The organism is Psychrobacter sp. YGAH215 (assembly GCF_007280595.1).
Classification (GTDB): domain Bacteria; phylum Pseudomonadota; class Gammaproteobacteria; order Pseudomonadales; family Moraxellaceae; genus Psychrobacter; species Psychrobacter faecalis.
Genome location: NZ_VKLR01000029.1, coordinates 1 through 21,820, shown reverse-complemented (window position 1 = coordinate 21,820; position 21,820 = coordinate 1). Strand labels below are relative to the sequence as shown.

Genomic DNA, 21,820 nt, shown 5'->3' with positions numbered 1-21,820 from the left:
TATTGATATTGAGCAGACTTTAAGATAAAATGCACTTATACGGGCATTTAATGCTGTTCAAATAACGCACTTCAGATGCTTATTTGTTCGTTACAGCGTGTTGACGCACACTGTAACCGTTAATTACATTAAAAACTAAATGCCTCTAGGAGTCAACTCCCAGAGGCATTTTTTTGTTTGTCATATAGATTAGGTTTTTAATATCTAGGGTATTTTTAAATTACTTAGGCTAAAGCAGAAAATAAACATAGAAGCCGTAGACCCGTTACTAAGAAGCGTCAAATCATCGCAAGTCTCTTAAAGGTTGACCATAGCTATTCTGAAATACAAATCGTGGCTAAGTACTCGCGTCAGTTGATTGCTGAGATGTCTCAAGAATTAAAGAACGTTTCTGGACATTAACTAACTACCTATCACTATGAAAAAGTGCCTAATTATAAATCAGGCACTTTTTGAGCTGTTATACCTTTGCTTAGTAATGATAACGGCACTGGACGATAATGATCGCATCATCTTGAATTTCATAAACCAGCCGATGCTCTTGATCAATTCGACGAGACCAGTAGCCTGCAAGGTCATGTTTGAGTGGTTCAGGTTTGCCAATACCCTTAAATGGGTCACGTTTGATGGCTTTAATCAGCTTACCGATCTGTTTGACTTTCTCTTTACTGGTTCTTTGCCAGTACTCATAGTCCTCCCACGCGTCTTCCGTCCAAGATAGTATCAAGCGTCTACCTCATCATCAAAAGTGAGTGGCATATCTTTGGCATCAATCTCACGTTCAATCAAGCGACCAGCTTTAGCATCAGCAATAGAGCGTCTGAGACGCTTGGCATTGGTAGGGCTGCTTAAAAGATGCAGTGTTTCCTCATACGAGTTAAACTCTTCTAAACTCATTAATACCGTCGGTTTAGCATTTTGTCTTGTAATTAATATCGGGCCTTTATCAGTGTCTACCTTATCGATATACTTTGCTAAGCTCTTTCTAAAATCAGTGTAGTTCACAACGTCCATAATAATTACTCCACGTTTAATTATGTTGGTTATATGACCTATCATTATAGGTTGAATGTTATACTAGTATATACTATATCTGTACTTATATCTGTACATATATTAGTAAGAAGCAAAGGGATAATTTGATATGTCTTCATGTATCTTTTTAAAACGTACATATGAAAGCTGACATATTGATCTTAGTTTAAATTTCTTGGCACGTTTGCCGCCTTATATTGTCGAAAGAAACAAATTTTACTCATATACTCATATACTCATATACTCATATACTCATATACTCATACCATTTTGCAGAAAAGCAATTATGAATGCAATATAATGGTTATTATCAAGCCTTACTGCATTAAATCGATTTTTATATGGCGTTGTGATGCCTTTAAATAAAGATCAAAGGGCGTAGTTTTATTTTTTTATTGTCGTATTCTCTCAGGATGTTGAGTCTCCGACAATCTCAGGGCGGTTCACAAGTGACTGCTGAACGGGATGTGCTGACACAGACACTCAGCGATACTCAGCACCAGCTAGAACTTGAACGAGCTAAAACAGTGGCAGCTCAGGCCCAACTTGGTGACCTGCGTAGCAGTTTTGATCAGCAATCAAAAGAGCTGAGCACTAACATATCGAGAGTGGCCACGCTTGAGGCCACAGCGGAGAGTGACAAAGCAGAGGTTGCCCGTTTAAGTGCAGAACTTGAAGCGGCTAAGACAGAGTTAAAAGCAGTCACTACTGAGCGCAATGAGATTGCAACCGCTACTGCAGAGGTTAAAGGAGAGTTAAAAGCGGTTATCGTTGAACGCGATAAGCTGTCAGGACTTTATGAGCAGCTGACGCAACAGCAAGCGACATTAAACACAGATCACCAGCTGCTGCTTAAGCAGTATGAAACGGTATCGGCCAGCTATAGCGCTGAGCAAGAAAAGACTGGTGCATTAACGATAGAGCTTGAGAAGATGCAAGTGGCACTGGATAAGAGTACAGATCAGGAGTGACCACGCGTTTTGGTTGCATAGAGTGTCGATTAGCGGTAAAATATAGACTATAATCTATATAGTGACTTTTATATGTGGACTGTCATCACAACCGAACTGTTCAATGATTGGCTGTATCAGCAAGATCAATCGACACAAGAGAAGGTGTTAGCGGCTTTGGTAGCTTTAGAGCAGCAGGGCCCAAGCTTAGGTCGTCCTTTAGTGGACACTGTGTATGACTCAAAATTTACCAACATGAAGGAACTGCGAGTTCAGCATCGAGGTAAGCCACTCAGAGCCTTTTTTGCCTTTGACCCAAAACGGCAAGCGATTGTGCTTTGTATCGGTGATAAGGGCAATAAAAAGCGTTTTTATAAAGAAATGCTAGCCACGGCAGACCAGCAGTATGAGCGTCACCTCAAAACTTTAGGAGAGCCATAACATGACTAAGACACTACAAGAGATGTTAGCGGAGCGCTCAGAAGACAGCCAAGCTCGTATTCAACAATTGGCCGACCAGCTGCTTTTGGAAAACCAGCTGTACCGTCTCCGTGAAGAGCTTGAGATCTCTCAAAAAGAGCTTGCTCAGACCCTAGGTATTAAGCAGCCGTCATTGTCTGCTATAGAAAATCGTGGCCATGATCTTAAAATATCAACTATGAAAAAATATGTTGAAGCCATGGGCGGCAAGCTACGTATTGATGTTGAGCTACCAACAGGAAAGCATGTAGGCTTTAAGGTTTAATGGGTTGTTGACCCTTAAAATGAAATATAACTTAATTAAATACATGTTGGTCGTGTGGTCGAAAGCGTTAGATTTGGTACTATATGTGTGATAGCTGGTTTTATATAAAAATTTGAGCCTTTCCTAAATTTCGTGTAAGTACTTCTACAATCTAAATAATAGTTACACACTTTTTAGGAAAGGCTCAAAACGGCCAGCAATCCACAAATATGAACCCACACTAGATACCAATAAGTGTTTATTTAGACTTGCTATTAAAGCCCCCAAGCCACTTGAGAAAGTAGCTTGGGGCTTTTTAATATTTAAGAGTGTATGCAATACAGGGTATCAGTAGTTAATCATCACGATCAACGTCGCTTACCTGACTGCGAGTAATCTTACCAGTCATGCTATCGACAACGACTTTATGAATTTGATTGCCTTTACCAATTTCAACTTTGTAGACAGGCTTGCCAAAATCCATGTCGAACTCTACTTCAAGCACTTTCCCTTTCAGCGTTTGGTTTGCTTTTTTTATAGCTTGAGACAAACTCACTTTTGCTTGTTTCATGGCCTTATATTCTGCCAAGTCTTCTTTGTCTAAACGCTCTGTGCCCCCTTTCGTGATCTTGCCTGTATTGGCATTCACGCTGACTTCTTGTTCATTATTGTTGGTAACGATTTTGATATCGTAATGGCTATTTGCGTTACGATCTTCTTGATCAAAGTCTGCACTGATGATATCGCCTTTTACCGCTTTATTAGCAAGGGCCATCGCCTGCTCTAAACTGATTTTACTCTGTGACACTGCCGTTACCTCATTCATAGCAGGGGCTGCTTGACTGGCTGAAACAGAGGCTATGCTGAAGCTTACGACACTCAGTGCCATTACAAGAGATTTCTTCAATGTTGATAGTTTTTTCATAATAAAACCCTAAAATGCGTCAGTCTTTCGGCAGACTGTTTATTAATTAGAATAAGAGATTAATTTAAAAGTAAATAATGACATACAGTTAATCACTATGTCTAAGTGGTTTATGCTGAAAAACGTAACTGGCGTAACGGGTATTAGGACAAATAACATTGGATAGAAGAATAGGGTTTCATTGGTTCTCTTGGAATATACCTATGGCGAATCAATCAGGTGCCTTCACTGGTTCGGTCCCCTAGTGAGGACTTGAATCTTTGGCTGTGGGCTAATAGTATCAACGACTTTACTCACGAAACAGTTCCAGTATACTTCATGGTGTACTTACTATATTCATGATCTATGCGGAAAAGGTTAGAATAAAAAATCACTAAATAACTCGGATTAATTCATGCCACTTAAAAAATTTATGATGATTTTTATACCGTATCTGATTGTTTATATTGTGTATTTAATTTATGAAGTGACAATCGCTAATAATATTGACGTTAAAGGTTGGTGGCCATTGGCACTAATCTTTACAGCGCTGTACCAAGCCTTGGTCTCCATAGTATATTGTGTCATTGATAAATTATCTCCGTCTTCTTATCAATATACAGCTGTCTATGGCTTACTATTTGCCTTACCTTTTGTGATAATTTTTCTGATTAGTGAAGTTTTTTATCCGATTAATTGGTATGCAGTTAATATGAAAGAGGTCGAATTGACTGCGGCACAAGCGGTAGTTCAAAGTTCTCTTTTTTTACCATTTACTATAGGGCTGATTCTATTGACTCATTTAATCATAAGGTGGTTGATATGCCTTAGGAGAGGTCGATAGGTATACCTATGGGGGGGCAATCAGGTGCTCTCACTGATTTGGCGCCCTATACAGGCATCGAGCTGTATGATTAAAATCTCCCAAGTTTAACTGTACGGATTTGACAGCAGGGGTCACTTTAACCAATTTCAACAGCAACATCCCCAACTATATTTAATATAAATTAAGCATGAGATATAAAAATGCACGCCTTTGATATTATCATACCCCAATATACAGGTATCGCTGAAGATGATGACAGCCACGACCATGATGTATTTTGTTATTTAGGAGATTTAGAAGGCAACGGACAAATATTACCCCGTAACCATCATTTAGCTGTTAGCCAAAATGATATTACTCGCGTGACTGTAGTGTGTCCTGAAATGGATGCCCTTGACCGTAAAAATATGAACAGCTATGCCCAAGAAATGCACAATAAAATCGAACAGTTAGCAGGTAAACCCATTCAAACCTTGTATATCGGAGAAGACCATGACTATCCTCTTCCCCGTTATGCCGTACCAACGCAATCTGAATTTTACATGTTGCGTTGGGGCTGGAGTTCGCCTTTACTAGATGGAGTAACCTTACAAGGCATTCCTCTATATAAAATCCCATATACCCAACCTGATCACCCTTGTTATGATAATGTGTGGTCATGGTATCGACAGGCTGAAGCGTTATATCGTTTGTGGCTTGGTTCTCAACCAGTAAGTGAAGCCTTTGCCTTAGAGCAAATGCAAAATCCCAATTCTGAGCATAGCAAAATAGGTCGAGAATTGTGCCGTATCATTGAACAAAGCACAGGTGTACCCACCTATTATTTTTTAATGAATTACCGTGATTGGACAAAGGCAGAAGATATGGAACAAAAATGTCCACTGACAGGGCAGGATTGGCTATTGCCTGCCAATACCTATCACTATATTGATTTTAAATGCGATGAGAGTCGTTTGGTGAGTGAGTTGAGTCAAAATTGGTCGGATGAAAGCGAGGACTGACCGAATGAAAAAATTATTTGTGGTAAGCTCATAAAGCCTATCAAGCATAGAGATAAAAATAATACCCAAACTATCTGTAACCAACCGTGAATCGTCTCGATATTTTCGGAGAGTGTTTTACTGGAATCAGGCACAGGACAAGTTTATTTTCAGTATACCCCAAGGGAACCAGCTATTTCACCACTCAAACGTATTAACAGACCACTTAAAACAGACTGCTATAATGGAACCACTTATAACAGACTATTTTAGGTGTTTATGTTTATCAGAGCGTATCTACGAGCGTCTACCAAAGAACAAGACGCTAAGCGTGCCAAAAGCGAACTCATAGCATTTGCCAACGATCATGGCCACAAAATTGCTGCCTTCTATGTCGAAAACGAATCAGGAGCTATCTTGGTGCGACCCAAGCTTATGCAGCTGATTGAAGATGCTCATAAGGGCGATGTGATCTTAGTTGAGCAGATTGATCGCTTGGCACGTTTGAACCAAGCTGATTGGGATACGCTCAAAAGAATGCTATCAGAGAAAAAGCTCTCTATCGTATCAAAAGAGCTGCCGACCTCATATATGGCGCTTCAACCTGAACGCAGTACTGAGTTTATGAGCAGTGTATTGCAAGCCATTAACGCGATGATGCTAGATATGCTCGCAGCCATTGCTCGAAAAGACTATGAGGATCGCCGTAACCGCCAGATGCAGGGTATTGCTCGTGCTAAGGCAGAAGGTAAGTATTCAGGACGTAGGAAGGATATCGAAAAGCGCAAGATTATCGCCAGTCTGCTCAAATCAGGTCATAGCTATTCTGAGATACAAGGTATGACCAAGTGCTCACGGCATCTGATCGCTGATGTGGCCAAGGAAAGACCGAAGATGCTCAGTACTCATTAAGTGGTTCTACTACGGCAGTCTACTATAAGTAGTCTGTTAATTGATTAATAAGCCTTTTTAGTTGGTTCCGCTGGGATATACTTGACGAATCACTCGTTTAAAAAATGCGAATGCATCCTCGGCCCCTTGTAACGCTTGTTGCCGCTGTTCTGATGTTAATTCTAGACCATCTAGCTGCTCTTTAAATTTGCGCCAATGTCTCATTCGCCCTTCTTCATGCGCAGCCAAATGTCTGGCTCCATAAGAATCACTTAGATTCAGCTTTTGTGCCTCTTTACACAAAATTGCTGCACCTAAATTTGAGCCCTCAGAACAGTACAGCCAGCCAATAGCCTCAAAACCACTTGGATTAGGTTGCTCCTCGACCATTGAAACTGGATTAACATTAAGATCTTGCATATCCTTAGAGATTTGCTTTAAGCGTGATAGCTGACTCAGACCTTCGATTTTATAGTTCCAATCAAGATCATCATAGATAGGCTTTAGAGTCTTCTGAAAGATATCTTGCGCTTGCAAAAACTTACTATAATTCTCAACAGAGGCAAACGGGTGCATAGATAAAACAAGCGCATCTACACTATCATGTGTTTGACGGGAATACTTTTTTAATGCTTCACTAAGCGGTAAATTCATAATAGTTCCTAAAAGTGTGTTGTTGTTAGATATGATGAGTGTGGTTGTGTTTTATGATGCTATGTTCAAGTTCCCCCTGAATTGGACAATGCGCTACTGATTTTAGCTGATTCGCTAAAACTCGTAAGTTAGACCCACCTTATAATTTCTACCAGGTGCGGTGAATCTCTCAATACCAACGCCTTTATCATCTACCATAGAGTTGACGTTTAATTCTGCCAATGAGCGTAGGCTGTCCCACGGAACATAATTGGTATTAAAGAGGTTAAATATTCCTGCTGATAGTTTTAATTGTGAGCCTATTTTTTTACTGCCATAGACATCATAGACATAGGCTGATTTAGACCTATCAATATGTTTGTAAGGCGCTATATACTCCTGATAAGGTGAATTAAAGCCATTAGATTCTAAATTAACAACCTTTGCATCATTGGGATGCTTTCTGCCTAAATACCTCAGGTTTCCTGATAACTGCCAATCTTTTTTAGAGGATTGATACCCTATACCTAACATCGCATTCAAAGGCTGAGTAGCCAGTAGGTTGGTTCCTTTATCGCTTTCGTCTTTAGCATAATTTAAATTAGCAAACACCTTGATATCGCCCTCTGTATCAACCAATTGAGCAATATCCCACATACCACCTAAGCGTATACCATACGTCTTTGCATTGCCGATATTCTTAGCGCCAATCATATTGACAGTATGAGGGGAACATACAGGCTTACCACTCGAATAGTCTTCGTAGCATCTTTCTTGTTCTTCCTGATAATTTAATAAGCTAATAAAGTCGCTATATTTCGTATAAAAACCAGTAGCTTTAAAGCTAAAATCCTTATATTCACCTCGCAAACTTATTTCATGGTTAAGTGATTTCTCAGGCTTTAGGTGAAAATTAGGCGTTAAACTGTTTCCCATCATCTCAAATGCAGAATACATCTGACTTGTCGCTGGCGCCATAAAGCCGGTAGATATTTGATACTGTGCCTGCAAATCAGGGGTTAGTTCGTAATTAACGGAGAACATTCCTCCTATGTTACTCATTGTTTTATTGTGATCAAATTCACCGTTTTCGTAGGCGATACGCACAGGATAATATTTGCTGGATTTTTCAATCCCTTTTTTATTAATCTCATCCATATAGGGCTTATAATTATAGTGGTCATACCGAATGCCAAGCACTGTATCTAGCTTATCGGTGAGGTTGATTTTATCCTGAACAGCAATATTAAATACGTCTTGTTTCACCGATGGACCAAGGAAATCATACCAAGATTCAGCTGTGCCCGAAGCAGGAATAAATGATTCCTCTAAGATAAGCTTATGATCTTTTTTTGCATACTTTGTATTTACTGAAAAAATATGCTCACCGAGTTTTTCAGTTTGTACAGGAAAACTGCTCGCTGCGATACTTAGCTGCAAAGTCTTATCTATTTGAGGGCGATGCTTTAAACCGTTTAGCCTGTAATTATCCGTCCCCCAATCTTGGCTATAGGTTTCTGTATTCGCAGCGGCTTTAACCTTTTGGTAGTTTAGGTTGGTATCTATTTGGTCAATTAATTCACTGTCAGAAGGGATGTACCTATGACTTATGCCATAGCTGTCTAATTCGACGTTGTCTTTACCAATTCTTGGTGAAAAAGTCTTTCTTGAAAAGTTATTAGATAGCGTATCTGTTTTTTGCTTTGTAGCATGAAAGCCTAACCTACTCTCTTCATTCAAATGGACATACAGTTTCGCTAACGCCGCTTCTGTTTCGTAAGTCAAGGGATCAGGCAATATCGCTGCTGTATTGCTTCTATAACCCGTGCGGGGATAAGCATAGTCTGGATCATTGATAAAGTCATATGCAGGATTAAGCTTTTCTTTATCAAAACCTATCATACGATGATTTTTCGTTTCATGGCCTCTACGATGCACGTAATTAATTATTGCTTCAAGCTTATCGTTCCTTCCTGCCAAACCAAAGGCTTTGCTGAACTCTTCATTGCTGCTGCTATAACCTGTTTTGGCATAGCCGCCAAGTTGACGATTAGGTTTTATTAAATCTTCTGGGTCTTTGGTTTTGAAACTAACAGCCCCTCCCATTGCACCACTGCCTGAATTAAAAGAATCAGAACCAACCTCAAACGCTACCTCAGATAAAATTTCCACATCAGGGGACAGCCGCCCTTCAAACATGTAACCATAGGCTGAAAATATCTCGTTAACTTGCTTATCTGGCAGGCTAACGCCATCTAGGTTTAACGCTACTCTATTGCCATCCACACCTCTGATAGCGTAGCCATTACTACCATATCGACCTGCATCTGACACACTTATATCAGGGTTATAACGAACTAAGTCTTTATTACTATCAATCAAGTTATCTGAAATGGTTTTGGCTGTTTTGATGTCGTCCCCTACGTTTATAGGGGGATTTTTTTTAGCATAAACAGTGATTTTGTCCATGTATAATGTCGGTAGATCTTCTTCTTTCTGCTGAATATCCGCTAAGGCAGATTGATACATTAAAGTCCCAACAAGAATACTTAATAGGGTTTTAGACCTAATTTCGAGAATAGGTATATGTATCGACTTTCTATAAGCTGAACCCTTGAGCATCCCCAATTTCCTGTAGTAAAAATTAACTACCACTCTCTTCACATCTACATTGTCGTTAAAGAAAGCAGCATTAACCATTGTTAACATTGTGCTTACACTATAAAACATTTTGATTACAATGTAAATGATAATCATTATTATAAATAGAATAAGTAATCTGAGAGGGTTTTGCTTTTTATAAAGTAGGGAGTGAAAGAGACATCTTGTGATAATAATAGGAGTTAGGCATCGGGTAATCGAGACATCCATATCGCAACAGTGATACATATCACACATGTAGCCCAAGCAAGCCATTGCCAATTATCAGAAAATCGGTAGAACAACATACCGCAAGAAAGCGCCATCATTGACCAGGCCAAATATTTAGCTTTACGCGGAATTGCACGATGCTGCTGCCAGTCAATGACCATTTTGCCAAATATTTTATGATTAAGAAGCCAGTTATTAAATTTAATGGAACCTTTGGCCCAACAGGTGGCAGTAAGCAAAATAAAGGGGGTGGTGGGTAGGACTGGAAGAACAATTCCGATTAAACCTAGTATAAAAAAAACAGCGCCTAGAATCATAAATATTAGGCGAACGAAACGGTTATGGTGCATCTGACTATGGGCTATTTCTTTCTGTAACGTCTTTTGCTGGGGAGAGGGATATATGTTGTCCATGAGAAAGCAGCTCGATAATCATGCGGTAAATACAAATTATTCAATAAATCCTTAATTATCTAGCTAAAATATAGACAAATTAACAATTCCTAACTTTGCATTATAAGTGATAATCATTACCATTAACAAGAAAAGCTTAGAATTAATTGATATTCTGTGGCCAGTCCTCATCACGAACACCTCTTGTACCAGCTATGCTTTAGCCCTACTTGATCTATACCTTACTAACAGTAACATTGAAGTTATTTCTATGGAGTGTACGCCTCATAATCACCATAAAAAACTGCTAATCGCTCTGTAATGCATTCTTTGGCAGGCGTATTTGATATGTTTTCAATTTTATTAGGTATATATGGGGTTGTGTAACCACCAGCATCTATCATCTCACCCATTCTATATTTCTGACCTAAGAGTTTTAATTCTTTGTTCTTAATATCAAATTTTACATGATCTTCAGGGAAAACTGGTGTCATCCAGTCTGTTCCATTGAAAGCTAAGAGACAACCATTATCGAATTTAAACTCTACTACAATAGCCGTTGGAGTAACGATAAGAGGTTGAGCTAAAGTGCTTTTCGGCAAAGAATAGGTAAAGAAAGGCTTATTATCCTTTTTTTCAATAGTTTGTTTATTAGGGTTAGTATCTACTGTCTGACAACCATTAAGCATCAAAATTGCAGACAAAATTAATACTGATTTTTTAATAGCTAAAGCTTGATGAAAACTATCCATATTATGCAACCTTTGAGATTATTCTGGAGTAATTAAGAGCTTTGCACCTACATAAGAGAAAACATCCCACATTCTTTGTAACTGTCCAGAAAGTACACTGTGAAGTACACTACTATTATTTAGGTAAGTCGAATCATTGCCACCGTTAGCCTACAGCCAAATATTAAAGTCCTCACTAGGGTACCGTATCTTTAGGGTGCTATGAATATCTTTATTGACAATAATTATCACTAACATTACTATTCAATACTCTAAATAAACATACGTTCATTTATTAGGATTTTTGATGCGGAAATTTGTCCTAGATTACCCAAAAGGAAGTTACCGCAAGCTTTTTATTGTGGCTTTAATCCTAAGTTTTGGTTTTTTCATAGCCTCTTTTATAGATAGAGATATACCGAACATCTTAATATGGCTAGGATTATTTTTAGCAGCTTTGAAGCAAGTTGTCATACCTATAAATCTAGATCAAAAAATATCTTTATCGAAAAAAAGATACTCTATAAGTGATGATGACTTTATAAGTCATTACAACGGTAGCTCTATTATGCATAATAATAACAAGGGTAAAACCTGGTATAAATGGATAATACTGGGTGATGACATTTCGTCGCTTTTGCTTATTGGTGTCATACTCTATATTATATTTGGTTAACTGAATTAGTAAGCCATAACAAAACTGTTATAGATTACTAATAGGATGAAAGGCTTGCTACTTAAAATTGGGCGTTCTAAGTAGCGGACTCAAATCTGTTCAGCTTCTAACTTGGCTACTATATCCTTAAAAACCGCTTCAAAATGCTGGCTGTCAGTACATCGTTTGAATGCGTTACCACTCCAGAACCCTAAATCAAATATGATTGTAAGTCTCTTTTTATCCACAGTTATCCGTCTTATTTCTGATAGGTTAACAATTTCGTCGTCTAAAACTATAAAATTTGGCATCTAAATCTCTTTTTATGATTTTTATTAATAATAGGTAGCTATAAATCTTACTTGCTCTATTTGGTTTCAGTATCAGAGTCGGGCAGGAATGTACGAATAATAAAGCGATAGATATCACAACATAGAGTCCAGAAAAACCAGAGCAATATAGCAGCACATGAACCCAAGCCGATAACAATAGTGCCTATTCTAATACCGCCATCTAGACCCCCATTCCAAATATGAGGTGCAATAGGTGGACCCATCGTAGCAATAAACGCCAAGAAAAAGCCTAGCATTACTATAAACCGAGCCCATCCTGGATTTTGTGTAACTTCTATTTGCTAATAGGGTATAAGAAGTTACACAAAGTTTAGGAAAGTCCCCTCTTTTAAGGCTTTTTGCTCAACATCGAGCCTACACTCTGGTTTAAGTTCAACCATTCAGCTGTATCATTACATCTATATCCGATTATTTTTATGATTGCCTGATAATCTTCATCAAGCTTTCTACTAAATACTGGCTCATGGTGAGCTATACGATTTCTTAATTTCCGAATCCTCTCGAGATCATTATAAACCTCACCTCTTAACGCTTTTACCGTAATATTGGTATTAGCATTAGGAAAAACAGTTCTAAAATACGGAAGCCACAACTGATCATCATGACGACTGGTAAACATTTTTTGCCAAAATACAAAGTTTAGCTCAGGTATGACCTTATTGACATCAGATGACTTGGTGCTTGCTTGCTGTAGGTTTATTCTTGCAGGATTAGGCAAAGTATTTATAAAACCCTTATTCCAAGGCCACTGGTTACTATGTAGCTTAAACAACACCTCTGAAACCGCATTTCTAATAGTCACCTCACAAATATGTAGGCAAGGTAAAAAAGCGCCTGATACATTTGCATTCCATAGATACAATTCTAAAGCGCTATCTAGGTCAGAAACTTCTTTTTCGTAAGTAGATAGTCTGGGTGAAGATAGCGTACTTTTTACCCTTTCACCGTTAACAGTTGAATTCATACCTACAAAGCCTTATAATTAAATTGTGAGCTAGGGGTATCGTAGGTTAACACCTCCCCCCTAGACAGATGCGAAAACCCTGCCCTTGTGCAGGGTTTTCTTTTTTAACTTTATCAAATATTATTTTTCAACATTGATTTGTCGTCATTATTCTTGTTCCGAATGCAGCATATTCAGAAAAGTGCTTCTCAATAGCAATTAATGCTAAACCTTCCCACCCACACCTTTAAATTTCTCAACAAAAGCCGCTATTTTCTGAAAAACGCTTTGTTTTTTAGTTAAGTATTGCGGATTAAGAGGGCTTAGCTTAGGTAAGACCTCATTTAGCTCCGTACCATTCTCACTGGCGTACTCACGCTTTAAAGATGCCGTTATATAACGCTTGGCTGCCTCTTCATTAAGATTTTCAGCAGCAATCATATCTTGCGCTTCACGCTGCTGCTCTATTTGAGCAAAGCTAAAGAAGGCCTCAATAATACTGGATTTATCAGGGATATTGTCCAAGTTGGTTTTATTGATGAAATCTACTACCAGGCTTTCTTTAGCACGATTACCAAGGCTTGCTCGAATCACTCGGCGTACTTCTTCGACCAAGGCGGACTTATCCTTGGTATTCTTGTTATGCTCAAAAATCAGCTCAAGGATGTAATCAAGGTTAATCTCTTGAGACTTAAGAAGATCCACCTCAAAAACCACTTCATCCCAGTCAAGCGAGGACTCGCTTTGATCCTTGGCGGCTTTTTCACGGCGCAGCCAGTCACGTATGTCGTTATACGTTGAGCGATAGTCTTGTACTTCTCGTTCAGCAGGTACATCGATGCTTTGCATGGCAGCAAGATCTTCATCCGTCAAATAATGCTCAGCTTTGAATGTCTCAACTGCCTCAGTATCAGTAATATCTATGCTTTGAAGCGCTTTTAGGCTTGCGAACTCATCATAGTTTTGTAAGATGTTCTCGACACGTAAGTACTCGCCAAATAACTTAGCAAAGTCCTTTTTGTCCGCCTCTTTGACAATCTCATCAGGATTAGGGAAGCGTTGCTGCAGCTCTTTAATCACCTCCAAATAGCCACGTCGTGCCTTGCCTGTCGCAATATCGGTAAAGCCTTCTAGATACTCCCTATAGCTTTTTTCTAACACCACGTTCTTAGTATTTCTATCCCCAAATAAGGTGATGGCATCAATGGTCGCTTGCTCTAAGTCACGAAACGTCACGATGTTACCAAAGGTCTTAGTGGCATCATAAATGCGGTTAGTCCTTGAGAACGCCTGCATCAGACCGTGATAGCGAAGGTTTTTGTCAACATAGAGCGTGTTTAAGGTTGGCGCATCAAAACCTGTGAGGAACATACCGACAACAATCAGTAAGTCCACATCCTGCTTAATAACGCGTCCTGCAAGATCACGGTAGTAATTTTGAAAAGACTTACTGTCTACGCCGTAATTGGTCTTAAACATCTCGTTGTAATCATGAATAGCACGGCTTAAAAACTCTTTGGCACTGCTATTCATGGCGGTAGGCTCAAAGCCTTCGTCAGCAATATCACCAATTGCATCTTGTTCTTCATTGGCAGCATAGGAAAAGATGGTGGCAATCTTTAAGGGCCTCTCGCTGTCCTTTTGTAGCTGACTCAAGGCTTCATAGTAAGCCTTTGCCGCGTCCACACTACTAACAGCAAACATGGCATTAAAGCCTTTACCACTTCCTTTTAAGCGATGGGTTTTTTGCCTAAAGCTCTTTAAAACGTACTTTGATATCTCTTCAATACGATCAGGGTGTAATAACAGCTGCTTGTTTTCAGCAGCTGTGAGTTTCTTCTCATCCTGTTCGCTTTCAATGGCTTGAAACTGCGGGCGTACGTCATTGTAGTCCACCTTAAACTTCAAGACCTTCTCATCACGAATGGCATCAGTGATGACGTATGAATGCAGTTCATGGCCAAAGACACTGGCAGTTGTCTCTGCACCCAAAGCGTTCTCTGGGAAGATAGGGGTGCCTGTAAAACCAAACTGGTAGTACTTTTTAAACTTCTTCTTTAAGTTCTTTTGTGCTTCACCAAACTGGCTACGGTGTGCCTCATCAAAGATAAACACCACTTGTTTATTATAAATGGGTAAGTCAGCCTCACCTTTGATCAGGTTATTTAGCTTTTGAATGGTGGTGACAACAATTTTATTATCATCTTTTTCAAGGTTGCGCTTTAGTCCTGCGGTACTGTCAGAGCCATTAACGCTATCAGGGGAGAAGCGCTGGTACTCTTTCATGGTTTGATAATCAAGATCTTTACGATCCACCACAAAAAACACCTTATCAATAAAAGGCAGCGATGTTGCTAGGCGGGCAGCTTTAAAACTGGTTAAAGTCTTACCTGAGCCTGTGGTATGCCAAATATAGCCGCCACTCTCAAGAGTGCTCCACTTCTTGGCTTGATAAGCACTGTTTATTTTCCATAGGATGCGCTCAGTAGCAGCAATCTGATACGGACGCATCACCAATGAGGTATTACTCACATCAAAGACGGTGTAATGCATCAGCACGTTTAATAGGGTATTTTTTTGAAAGAAGGTCGCAGTAAAGTCTTTTAGATCTTTGATTAGGGTGTTATCTGATCTCGCCCAGTTCATGGTGAAATCAAAGCTGTTTTTATTGCGTTTGGTGGTATTGGCAAAGTAACGGGTATCAGTGCCGTTTGAGATCACAAACAGCTGTAGGTATTTATATAAGGAGTTATCGGAGTTAAAGCTCTCTTTGCTATAACGATGCACCTGGTTAAATGCTTCACGAATGGCGATACCACGTTTTTTAAGCTCAATTTGCACCAAGGGCAAGCCATTGACCAAAATAGTCACATCGTAGCGATTGGCCTGTGTGCCTTTTTGAGCAAACTGTTTAATGACCTGTACTTTGTTACGCGGGATGTTTTTTTTGTCCAGCAAGGCAATGTTCTGCAGGTGTCCATCATCAAAGGTGAAGTCATAGATATGATCATCATGAATCTTTCGAGCTTTGTCCGTGATGTTATCACTAGGATTATCAAGATATTCCATCACAAAGCGCTGCCACTCAGCATCTGTAAACTGCACCTCATTTAAGATCTGCAGCTGTACACGTACGTTAGCGAGCATCGTTTCAGGTGAGTTTAAACCAGGGACAAACTCATATCCCTGGTTTTGTAAGTCTTTGAGTAGTTCACGCTCTAAATCGTCTTCAGTCTGATACCCCCCATCAGGCTGATCGCACTTGGTATATTTATTTAAAACGATAAAATTATTCGATTCAGCAATGGTTTTTGTTTGGTCAGTCATGAGTTACTACCTCAGGCTTAGGGAAGCTTAACAGCAGGTCACGATAATACTCATATTGCTGCTGACGTAGCTCTATTTCACGCGGGAGCCCTTCGGTCAGAGATGTGGTTAAGACGTCGAATTTATCGAGAATAGAGACGATGCGTTTTTGCTCAGCCAGCACTGGGATAGGTATCTCATAATTTGAAATCATTTTTAAATTAAGGCCTCCTCGAGTTCCACTTCCTGATGATATTTGACGTAAGTTCTCATATTGAGTTTCTAAGAAATAATAGACATAATCAGAATTTATTTCTGCCTCATCAAATGTAAGAAATGCGAGAGACTGGTTAGTTGTTAAATCAATTCTAGTTCTTGCAACCTTTCCACGTGTTGTACCTTGTCCAGCTAGTGCAATTACAATTGAGTTTTTTGGAACAATCTTAGCGCTAGAGTTTTTTAATCCAGATTCAGTAATGTATTTTTCTGTTTCATACACAGACTTTAAATTAACCTCCCCTGAACTCATCCAAGGTATTGTTCCACCATCCCAATACTCTGCTATACCTGTTTTAGGCGTACCACCAGATGATATTTTTTTTGCCACATCTCCTAATTTTTTCCATACAGCATCCCCCTCTTCAAACGTCAGCAACTGATCACGATAGTACGCATACTGCTGCTGACGCGCTGTAAGTTCTGCTGTAAGTTCTGCTGTAAGTTCGGTAAATGTGTCTAAAATTCGGACGATTTCGGCTTGAACGCTGATGGGTGGGATAGGAATAGAAATATGCAGCACATCATACATGCTTGGATGTTTGATACCAGATCCACGATAAAATGAGGATACTAGATCAATTTGACTTAATAGATAATAATAAAGAAACTTATTACTAAGAATTTTTTTATCGGTTGATGTTGCAATACGATTATCAGTAGTTACAAACTTGCCTTTATAGTACTGAACTATTGCATTACCGCCCCAAGGAATTGCTATTATCTCACCTTCACTTATTTTATCTCCCGCAAGCTCTTCGCTAGTCCAAATGTCTGATGAATTTGTAGTCAAAAGCTTAACGTCACCATTTTCTAGAGCTAACGATTTTAAATCCTTCGCTAGAAAATAATGATACTTGATAACGTTCGGTTGCTTTTCTCGCTCAACAGCATTGAATTTTTTATCCCAAGTGGTAACCTGCCAAAGTTCTTTCCACTCAATCTCAACCCCATCAAGCAGCTTATCCATATAACTCAAATCACTCATGCCTCAATCTCCGCAACGATTTTATCGATATCAGCACGAAGCTTATCAATCTTAGCGACTGTCGTTTTAAGCTCGCTATTTAGAGTTTTAATATCAATAACCTCACGCGTATCTTCTGCTTCTACGTAAGAACTTACCGATAAGTTATAGTCATTTTTAGCAATGGCGCTGTTATCAACGCTTGCAGACAAATAATCCGTATCTTCTTTAGTATCAAACAACGTCATGATCTGCTCGATATGCGCATCAGTCAGGACGTTAGTATTGGTCTCTGACTTAAACAGCTTACTGGCATCAATAAACTGTGTCTTACCCTCTGTTTTGTGCTTGGATAGCACTAAGATATTAACCGAGATACTGGTTCCAAAGAATAAGTTGGGTGCTAAGGAGATCACCGTCTCTACATAGTTGTTATCTACCAAATACTGACGGATCTTTTGTTCAGCACCGCCGCGATAAAAGATACCAGGGAAGCACACAATAGCGGCGCGTCCTTTACTCGATAAGTAGTTCAATGCATGAAGCACAAAAGCAAAGTCCGCCTTTGATTTAGGGGCCAATACACCCGCTGGTGCAAAGCGCTCATCATTAATTAAGGTCGGATCATCACTACCAATCCAGTTTACTGAATACGGCGGATTCGAGACAATCGCATCAAAGGGTCTATCCTCCCCAAAATGCGGATCTAGCAGCGTGTTACCAAGCTTGATATTAAACTTGTCGTAGTTCACGTTATGTAAAAACATATTCATACGAGCAAGGTTATAGGTGGTGTGGTTAATCTCTTGACCAAAAAAACCCTCTTCAATGATGTGATTATCAAAGTGCTTTTTAGCTTGCAGCAATAAAGAGCCAGAGCCTGCAGCTGGATCGTAGATTTTGTTAACCGTCTCTTGTTTGTGCATCGCAATTTGAGCAATCAGTTTAGACACGCTTTGGGGTGTAAAGAACTCACCGCCTGATTTACCCGCATTGGCCGCATAGTTTGAGATCAGATACTCATAAGCATCGCCAAATAAATCAATCTCATTGTCCTCAAACTGATGCAGTTTAAGGCCAGCTACCCCTTTAAGCACCGCAGCTAAACGGGTGTTTTTATCGGCAACCGTATTACCTAATCGGTTACTGGTGGTATCAAAATCAGCAAATAACCCCTTAATATCAGGCTCAGACGGGTAGCCATTGGCCGAGCTTTCAATCTCTTTAAAAATAGCCGCCAAATCCGTGTTTAAGTTCTCGTTTCTATGCGCATTGGCAGCCACGTTAGCAAACAACTGACTGGGATATATGAAATAACCCTTGGTCTTAATCGCATCGTCTTTAATATCAGCAGTAATCACCTCATCCAAAAGAGCGGCATAATTAACGCTCTCATCCCCCGCCTCAATATAATTGGCAAAGTTCTCACTGATAAAGCGGTAGAACAAAGTCCCCAACACATACTGTTTAAAATCCCACCCATCGACTGAGCCACGAACCTCGTTTGCAATTTGCCAAATTTGTCGATGCAGTTCCGCACGTTGTTGGGTACTTGTCATGATAAAAAATCCTATAGGAATAATGATGGGGCTAGAAGCCCCTTATGTTTTGTGTAACTTAAATCGTTATTGAGTACGCTTTGATTAAGGGCAATATACCTTAGCACTGCTAACCGTTTTTGGTTCTATTATATGGTGCTGATATAGGAAACAGTGCTTGTTTTGCCATGGGCATTTTCTTTACAGCTTGCTTCTGCGTCTGGCTTAAGAAAACAAGCATCTGATGATACTAGTAAGGTGCACAGCGTTCGACGATATGTGTAATTTTTTGAGTTTTTTATACATATCCTTTTTATAGGTATAGAAAAACGAATTTTTTATACCTATCGCTCAACCAACTTTTCCTCAATCATCTCAGTCAACAGCTCAGTAACCGTTTTGCGGCTCTCAAGCGCATACCGTTTGAGTGCAACATGCTTATCTTCATCTAGATTGAAATTCACTCGTACCGTCTTTTTGGAACTATCCGTCACATCTGATAGCGCCAACTGATCCTTAACGTTCTTACTAGGACGACCTGCTGATAAACTCATAACTTATTCCTCACCAAAAAATGTTTGAACCTCACTGACCAATGCGGTTATCTCTTGTATCGCATTGCTATTAGGCGATTCGGTATCAAATACTGTTTTACCAAGGGCAGCACTGTTAGGATAAGCAACACGCTGCATCACTCTGGTCTCTAACACTGGAAGGTTATAATCGAGTAGTGCTGTCGCTACTTCCTTACCTATATTGGTGTTTTGAATAGCACGTGACACGACAAACGCCGCCTTTAGTTTGCCATCCATCATCTCAATACGCTGCTGCACTAAATCAACCAAATCGCTGGTCGCCCAGATATCATAGGGGCTCGGCTGCACCGGAATCAATATAAAATCAGCCGCTTTTATAGCAGAAATAGCCAGACTAGTAGCTTGCGGCGATCCATCGATCACCACATAATCTTTATCAGAGACGCTTTTTAAATCTTTATCAAGTGTTGGTCTATCAAGCCCAATCACTGGTACCGGATTGTCTTCATCAACCGCTCTCCAGTCACGCGCACTGCCCTGCTGATCGCTATCTACTAGCAGAACACTATGGCCTTTCAACTGTAAGCCACGAGCCAGATGCGTTGCGATGGTAGTCTTGCCGCTGCCACCTTTTTGATTTAATACCGCGATTACCTTCATAAATACAGATCCCTGTAGCATGCATTGAGTATATAAGTATATAAGTATATAAGTATATAAGTATATAAGTATATAAGTATATAAGTATATAAGTATAACTAAAAATGTACGTCACATCACTACTAATAGCAATACTTCATAGTAAAAATAGCATCGCCTTTTCTAACTAGCGCATATCCATCATGATAGACGTCCTGTATCAAAGACAGCATAACAAACTGCCTACTACTAGGTAAATTGCCGCTATTGGATATCAATTTGAGCTACTAAAAGGAATACTTTAGCCGCTCATATTCGTTATAATCCGCTCACCAATCAAAAACCACTAATCGTTAATGAGGAAACCATTATGGTGAAGTGTCACTTATCGACCATCATGGGCGAAAGACGCCTTAAAATTGCCGATGTCGCAAGAGATACTGGTATCAATCGTGGCACCATTACTCGCATGTATCATGAAGAAGCCACCCGAGTTGATCTAGATGTCATCGAGTCTTTATGCACGTATCTTAGAATCAATGTTGGTGATTTATATGAAATCATAAATGAGGACAGCAGTGAATCACCTGAGTGAACACCTTCGCTCATAAGACATTATCACCTTTAAAAGTATAAAAAGACCTATAGAAGGTCATTTTCTCTTGCAATAGATTAAAATATAGGTATAATTTGACCTGTAGTAACTCATTTTATCCATTATTTATACATAATAATCTACAGGAGAACACCAATGAATAACAATCTATCGCGGCTCAACAGCTGCACATGGTTTAGTGAACAGACTAAAGCCTTAGCTTCTCAGCTGTTATCAAGCTTACAAATACAGCAAGGTGTACAATTGGCATCATTACTGGGTGTTGACGCCATTCTTTATAATGATGAAGCGGTTTATGTCTGGGTGCAACGACAGCTCGATGATGGTCTTATCGTTGACGACTACACTTTAAGCACCCTTGAAACCGCCTTTATAGAGTTGGTCACAGCTCATACTGACCAAGCAGCATAATCGTTTTAGATTAAAAAGGCCTCTCTTATGACCGATAGAGCTTGATATTTATTGCCTTAATAGCCAGTTGTCACCATCTGGCTATTTTTTATTAGCCGATATCATATTTATTGTCACGCTTTTAACGATGATAATTTTGGTGACTGCCCTGATCAGAATAATCTGTCTCACCCAAAGAAAAATCTAGTGGACTCCTATCAGTCGTGCTCACGAATTTCTCCGGTTGGCCCTGTTCCGTAGCATCAACTTTTATTTCCACTTCCTCATTAATAGCTTTTTGACTCTTCTCTTTTTGTTTAATCTCAAATGGATCCTCTTCATCGCCTAAACCTATATCACCGCCTAAACTTTCAATCATGCTTTTGAATAAAAACTTATCAGATTTTCTCGTTAAGAAATCTGGAAAGTGAATAGCAAAGTATTCTCGAATCATCTGTTCATCATCACCATCAGTTGCCAATACCTGACCTAAAAACGCCCCCATCAAAATTTTCTGCTTGTTTAATCGCTTATCCAACTTTACCTGCTGAACCTTAGCTTGGCGTTTTAACTCTTCTAACCGTTGTCGCTCTTTTAGCTCATTAGAGTCTTGACTATCAAAAATAGACACAGGCGCTTTATTATTAGATACTGACATCAGATT

23 protein-coding genes are annotated in these 21,820 nt (G+C 39.4%); 9 read left to right on the top strand and 14 right to left on the bottom strand.

Annotated elements, in window-relative coordinates; all coding sequences use genetic code 11:
* Nucleotides 1–472 precede the first annotated feature (472 nt).
* Nucleotides 473–727: a Txe/YoeB family addiction module toxin gene (locus tag FOR85_RS11200; RefSeq protein ID WP_087813577.1), complete on the bottom strand. Its 255-nt coding sequence runs from the start codon at nt 725–727 to the stop codon at nt 473–475.
* Nucleotides 724–1,014, bottom strand: coding sequence for a type II toxin-antitoxin system Phd/YefM family antitoxin (locus tag FOR85_RS11195; RefSeq protein ID WP_087813576.1), 291 nt, complete (start codon nt 1,012–1,014; stop codon nt 724–726). The genes FOR85_RS11200 and FOR85_RS11195 overlap by 4 nt, the downstream gene beginning before the upstream one ends.
* Nucleotides 1,015–1,484: 470 nt before the next feature.
* Here FOR85_RS11195 and FOR85_RS11190 point away from each other — a divergent pair, with 470 nt between their 5' ends.
* The 3 genes from FOR85_RS11190 to FOR85_RS11180 all read left to right on the top strand — a co-directional run bounded on the left by FOR85_RS11190 (nt 1,485) and on the right by FOR85_RS11180 (nt 2,730).
* The gene (locus FOR85_RS11190) at nt 1,485–2,006 is read left to right on the top strand and encodes a hypothetical protein (protein ID WP_144297971.1); all 522 of its coding nucleotides are present in this window, start codon (nt 1,485–1,487) and stop codon (nt 2,004–2,006) included.
* A gap of 72 nt (nt 2,007–2,078) precedes the next feature.
* Nucleotides 2,079–2,426 carry a type II toxin-antitoxin system RelE/ParE family toxin gene (locus FOR85_RS11185; RefSeq protein ID WP_144297970.1) on the top strand — a complete coding sequence of 116 codons (348 nt, stop codon included), beginning with the start codon at nt 2,079–2,081 and terminating at the stop codon, nt 2,424–2,426.
* Between the two features lies 1 nt (nt 2,427).
* The gene (locus FOR85_RS11180) at nt 2,428–2,730 is read left to right on the top strand and encodes a helix-turn-helix domain-containing protein (protein WP_144297969.1); all 303 of its coding nucleotides are present in this window, start codon (nt 2,428–2,430) and stop codon (nt 2,728–2,730) included.
* A gap of 334 nt (nt 2,731–3,064) precedes the next feature.
* Here the strand turns inward: FOR85_RS11180 and FOR85_RS11175 are convergent, their stop codons facing one another.
* Nucleotides 3,065–3,634, bottom strand: coding sequence for a PepSY domain-containing protein (locus tag FOR85_RS11175; RefSeq protein ID WP_144297968.1), 570 nt, complete (start codon nt 3,632–3,634; stop codon nt 3,065–3,067).
* 394 nt (nt 3,635–4,028) lie between these two features.
* On the opposite strand from FOR85_RS11175, the gene FOR85_RS11170 reads away from it, so the two are divergent.
* The 3 genes from FOR85_RS11170 (at nt 4,029) to FOR85_RS11160 (ending at nt 6,331) form a co-directional block, all read left to right on the top strand.
* A complete protein-coding gene (locus FOR85_RS11170) occupies nt 4,029–4,457 on the top strand; it encodes a hypothetical protein (protein WP_144297967.1) in 429 nt (142 codons plus the stop codon).
* Between the two features lie 182 nt (nt 4,458–4,639).
* Entirely contained in the window at nt 4,640–5,440 is an 801-nt protein-coding gene (locus tag FOR85_RS11165; protein WP_011960565.1) for a DUF2310 family Zn-ribbon-containing protein, read from the top strand.
* A gap of 258 nt (nt 5,441–5,698) precedes the next feature.
* Nucleotides 5,699–6,331 carry a recombinase family protein gene (locus FOR85_RS11160; protein ID WP_058025516.1) on the top strand — a complete coding sequence of 211 codons (633 nt, stop codon included), beginning with the start codon at nt 5,699–5,701 and terminating at the stop codon, nt 6,329–6,331.
* Nucleotides 6,332–6,388: 57 nt separating this feature from the next.
* On the opposite strand, the gene FOR85_RS11155 is transcribed toward FOR85_RS11160, so the two are convergent.
* The 4 genes from FOR85_RS11155 to FOR85_RS11140 form a co-directional block, all read right to left on the bottom strand.
* The gene (locus tag FOR85_RS11155) at nt 6,389–6,964 is read right to left on the bottom strand and encodes a biliverdin-producing heme oxygenase (RefSeq protein ID WP_144297966.1); all 576 of its coding nucleotides are present in this window, start codon (nt 6,962–6,964) and stop codon (nt 6,389–6,391) included.
* Between the two features lie 114 nt (nt 6,965–7,078).
* Nucleotides 7,079–9,652, bottom strand: a complete 2,574-nt coding sequence (locus FOR85_RS11150) for a TonB-dependent hemoglobin/transferrin/lactoferrin family receptor (RefSeq protein WP_223808616.1) — start codon at nt 9,650–9,652, stop codon at nt 7,079–7,081.
* A 134-nt stretch (nt 9,653–9,786) separates the two neighbouring features.
* Entirely contained in the window at nt 9,787–10,227 is a 441-nt protein-coding gene (locus FOR85_RS11145) for a YbaN family protein (RefSeq protein WP_000368857.1), read from the bottom strand.
* A gap of 248 nt (nt 10,228–10,475) precedes the next feature.
* Nucleotides 10,476–10,958 (bottom strand): hypothetical protein, encoded by a 483-nt coding sequence (locus FOR85_RS11140; protein ID WP_110817421.1) that lies wholly within the window; start codon nt 10,956–10,958, stop codon nt 10,476–10,478.
* Between the two features lie 286 nt (nt 10,959–11,244).
* Here FOR85_RS11140 and FOR85_RS11135 point away from each other — a divergent pair, with 286 nt between their 5' ends.
* A complete protein-coding gene (locus tag FOR85_RS11135) occupies nt 11,245–11,613 on the top strand; it encodes a hypothetical protein (protein ID WP_144297964.1) in 369 nt (122 codons plus the stop codon).
* Nucleotides 11,614–12,273: 660 nt separating this feature from the next.
* On the opposite strand, the gene FOR85_RS11130 is transcribed toward FOR85_RS11135, so the two are convergent.
* The 6 genes from FOR85_RS11130 to parA all read right to left on the bottom strand — a co-directional run bounded on the left by FOR85_RS11130 (nt 12,274) and on the right by parA (nt 20,171).
* Nucleotides 12,274–12,909, bottom strand: a complete 636-nt coding sequence (locus FOR85_RS11130) for an Abi family protein (RefSeq protein ID WP_144297963.1) — start codon at nt 12,907–12,909, stop codon at nt 12,274–12,276.
* A gap of 204 nt (nt 12,910–13,113) precedes the next feature.
* On the bottom strand, nt 13,114–16,215 hold the full coding sequence (locus FOR85_RS11125) for an HsdR family type I site-specific deoxyribonuclease (RefSeq protein ID WP_144297962.1): 3,102 nt from the start codon (nt 16,213–16,215) through the stop codon (nt 13,114–13,116).
* On the bottom strand, nt 16,208–17,458 hold the full coding sequence (locus FOR85_RS11120; RefSeq protein ID WP_144297961.1) for a restriction endonuclease subunit S: 1,251 nt from the start codon (nt 17,456–17,458) through the stop codon (nt 16,208–16,210). The genes FOR85_RS11125 and FOR85_RS11120 overlap by 8 nt, the downstream gene beginning before the upstream one ends.
* Complete coding sequence (locus FOR85_RS11115) at nt 17,455–18,996, bottom strand: type I restriction-modification system subunit M (protein ID WP_144297960.1); 1,542 nt, start codon at nt 18,994–18,996, stop codon at nt 17,455–17,457. Before FOR85_RS11115 ends, FOR85_RS11120 begins: the two co-directional genes overlap by 4 nt.
* A 323-nt stretch (nt 18,997–19,319) precedes the next feature.
* Nucleotides 19,320–19,529, bottom strand: a complete 210-nt coding sequence (locus FOR85_RS11110) for a plasmid partition protein ParG (RefSeq protein WP_144297959.1) — start codon at nt 19,527–19,529, stop codon at nt 19,320–19,322.
* A 3-nt stretch (nt 19,530–19,532) separates the two neighbouring features.
* On the bottom strand, nt 19,533–20,171 hold the full coding sequence (parA, locus tag FOR85_RS11105) for a ParA family partition ATPase (RefSeq protein ID WP_144297958.1): 639 nt from the start codon (nt 20,169–20,171) through the stop codon (nt 19,533–19,535).
* A gap of 349 nt (nt 20,172–20,520) precedes the next feature.
* Between parA and FOR85_RS11100 the strand changes: the two genes are divergently transcribed.
* Together FOR85_RS11100 and FOR85_RS11095 are read left to right on the top strand one after the other, a co-directional pair.
* Nucleotides 20,521–20,745: a helix-turn-helix transcriptional regulator gene (locus FOR85_RS11100; RefSeq protein WP_025652654.1), complete on the top strand. Its 225-nt coding sequence runs from the start codon at nt 20,521–20,523 to the stop codon at nt 20,743–20,745.
* 156 nt (nt 20,746–20,901) lie between these two features.
* Nucleotides 20,902–21,177, top strand: a complete 276-nt coding sequence (locus FOR85_RS11095) for a hypothetical protein (RefSeq protein WP_144297957.1) — start codon at nt 20,902–20,904, stop codon at nt 21,175–21,177.
* Between the two features lie 121 nt (nt 21,178–21,298).
* On the opposite strand, the gene FOR85_RS12665 is transcribed toward FOR85_RS11095, so the two are convergent.
* On the bottom strand, nt 21,299–21,820 hold a 522-nt coding region (locus FOR85_RS12665), incomplete at its 5' end, for a hypothetical protein (protein ID WP_190295550.1).

Bases quoted from the DNA above. Each gene is read 5' to 3' on its own strand.
- FOR85_RS11195 (WP_087813576.1), bottom strand. From the start codon at position 1,014: ATGGACGTTGTGAACTACACTGATTTTAGAAAGAGCTTAGCAAAGTAT.
- FOR85_RS11185 (WP_144297970.1), top strand. From the start codon at position 2,079: ATGTGGACTGTCATCACAACCGAACTGTTCAATGATTGGCTGTATCAG.
- FOR85_RS11180 (WP_144297969.1), top strand. From the start codon at position 2,428: ATGACTAAGACACTACAAGAGATGTTAGCGGAGCGCTCAGAAGACAGC.
- FOR85_RS11175 (WP_144297968.1), bottom strand. From the start codon at position 3,634: ATGAAAAAACTATCAACATTGAAGAAATCTCTTGTAATGGCACTGAGT.
- FOR85_RS11170 (WP_144297967.1), top strand. From the start codon at position 4,029: ATGCCACTTAAAAAATTTATGATGATTTTTATACCGTATCTGATTGTT.
- FOR85_RS11165 (WP_011960565.1), top strand. From the start codon at position 4,640: ATGCACGCCTTTGATATTATCATACCCCAATATACAGGTATCGCTGAA.
- FOR85_RS11160 (WP_058025516.1), top strand. From the start codon at position 5,699: ATGTTTATCAGAGCGTATCTACGAGCGTCTACCAAAGAACAAGACGCT.
- FOR85_RS11155 (WP_144297966.1), bottom strand. From the start codon at position 6,964: ATGAATTTACCGCTTAGTGAAGCATTAAAAAAGTATTCCCGTCAAACA.
- FOR85_RS11150 (WP_223808616.1), bottom strand. From the start codon at position 9,652: ATGTTAACAATGGTTAATGCTGCTTTCTTTAACGACAATGTAGATGTG.
- FOR85_RS11145 (WP_000368857.1), bottom strand. From the start codon at position 10,227: ATGGACAACATATATCCCTCTCCCCAGCAAAAGACGTTACAGAAAGAA.
- FOR85_RS11140 (WP_110817421.1), bottom strand. From the start codon at position 10,958: ATGGATAGTTTTCATCAAGCTTTAGCTATTAAAAAATCAGTATTAATT.
- FOR85_RS11135 (WP_144297964.1), top strand. From the start codon at position 11,245: ATGCGGAAATTTGTCCTAGATTACCCAAAAGGAAGTTACCGCAAGCTT.
- FOR85_RS11130 (WP_144297963.1), bottom strand. From the start codon at position 12,909: ATGAATTCAACTGTTAACGGTGAAAGGGTAAAAAGTACGCTATCTTCA.
- FOR85_RS11125 (WP_144297962.1), bottom strand. From the start codon at position 16,215: ATGACTGACCAAACAAAAACCATTGCTGAATCGAATAATTTTATCGTT.
- FOR85_RS11120 (WP_144297961.1), bottom strand. From the start codon at position 17,458: ATGAGTGATTTGAGTTATATGGATAAGCTGCTTGATGGGGTTGAGATT.
- FOR85_RS11115 (WP_144297960.1), bottom strand. From the start codon at position 18,996: ATGACAAGTACCCAACAACGTGCGGAACTGCATCGACAAATTTGGCAA.
- FOR85_RS11110 (WP_144297959.1), bottom strand. From the start codon at position 19,529: ATGAGTTTATCAGCAGGTCGTCCTAGTAAGAACGTTAAGGATCAGTTG.
- parA (WP_144297958.1), bottom strand. From the start codon at position 20,171: ATGAAGGTAATCGCGGTATTAAATCAAAAAGGTGGCAGCGGCAAGACT.
- FOR85_RS11100 (WP_025652654.1), top strand. From the start codon at position 20,521: ATGGTGAAGTGTCACTTATCGACCATCATGGGCGAAAGACGCCTTAAA.
- FOR85_RS11095 (WP_144297957.1), top strand. From the start codon at position 20,902: ATGAATAACAATCTATCGCGGCTCAACAGCTGCACATGGTTTAGTGAA.